We start from the raw sequence: 1074 nt of genomic DNA, 5'->3' as shown, positions 1-1074 counted from the left end.
GACACAAGCGCACCTCGCCCTTGAGATTCTGCGGCAGATATACTATTAGCAATTCTTAAAGTCTTTCGTTTATAAAAACAATTACATGAAGACAAAGCATTTATAATTAATATTATCAAAGTAGTCGATAAAATGATCTTCCTCATAGTATACAAATTGAATAACATTGCCATAACTGATTTTTGTACATAAAGAATAATTCAAGTATAAAAACCAGCAAGCAGCATAACATTGCTGCCTGCTGGTTCAAATATACTATCGTTTAATAGTTTGACCTTTATTCTGCTTTTTAATCCTTGAATATATAAGATTAGGAGTTTTTCTGTCAATAATCTTATTCACTAAATCTCCTATCGGATTCATGAAAGGAGTGGATTTCAAATCTTCATAAGATAATTCTCCTGGTTTTTTCCCTGCTTTTATAAAGCATTTTGTACTGTTTTTGTACAATTTGAGCCGAGTACATTATAATTTTTATTTAATTCCTCCAAGGCACCTCTTTTTGCAGCTTCATCTTGTTGGGTTGTAGCAGGAATTAGATATCCTTCTGTATATTCAGGTTGCTTTGTCTTAGAATCTACTGAATTTTTGGAACTCCTTAGGAATTCTTTTGGAGAATTGAAAATAGAAGTGCCTCTGTCGTCTCCCCTATTATTCTCACCACTAATTCCACTCCAGTCATTAGTTCCATTTTTTGAGAACAATGCCCATTTCTTGTCTTTAGTTTGTATTAAAATGGCCATATGCCCATATCCTCCTGCACCTTTTGGGGCAGTAAGTACAAACAAACTATCGCAGTTGATGTCTATAGAAATAAGTGGATTATCAGCACCAAAGCTATAAGGTGAGATATTATAATATTTTTCTGCAAATATATCTACACTCATCCACAAACTCAGTCTTGGCTCATAGTACCTCGCACCATAGTAATACATACCTGTTTCCTCGTCAAACTCTTTAGCGTTGAAGAGGTACGGCGTGTTCCACGTATTGTTGCGTTCTTCTATGAACACTTCTCCAAACGGTACATACTCGATGTGCTGTGTCACCTCGCCGTCAAGATTGGTGATGTAA

General features: G+C 35.4%; 1 protein-coding gene. It reads right to left on the bottom strand.

Annotated features, from left to right (window positions below; genetic code table 11):
* Positions 1-419: 419 nt before the first annotated feature.
* Positions 420-1074, bottom strand: a 655-nt coding sequence (locus HMPREF9018_RS11360; RefSeq protein ID WP_008451440.1) for an RHS repeat domain-containing protein, incomplete at its 5' end; no start/stop codon positions are given.

The organism is Prevotella amnii CRIS 21A-A (genome assembly GCF_000177355.1).
GTDB lineage: Bacteria > Bacteroidota > Bacteroidia > Bacteroidales > Bacteroidaceae > Prevotella > Prevotella amnii.
The sequence above is the reverse complement of the archived record's forward strand: the minus strand, read 5'-3'. Positions and strand labels throughout refer to the sequence as shown.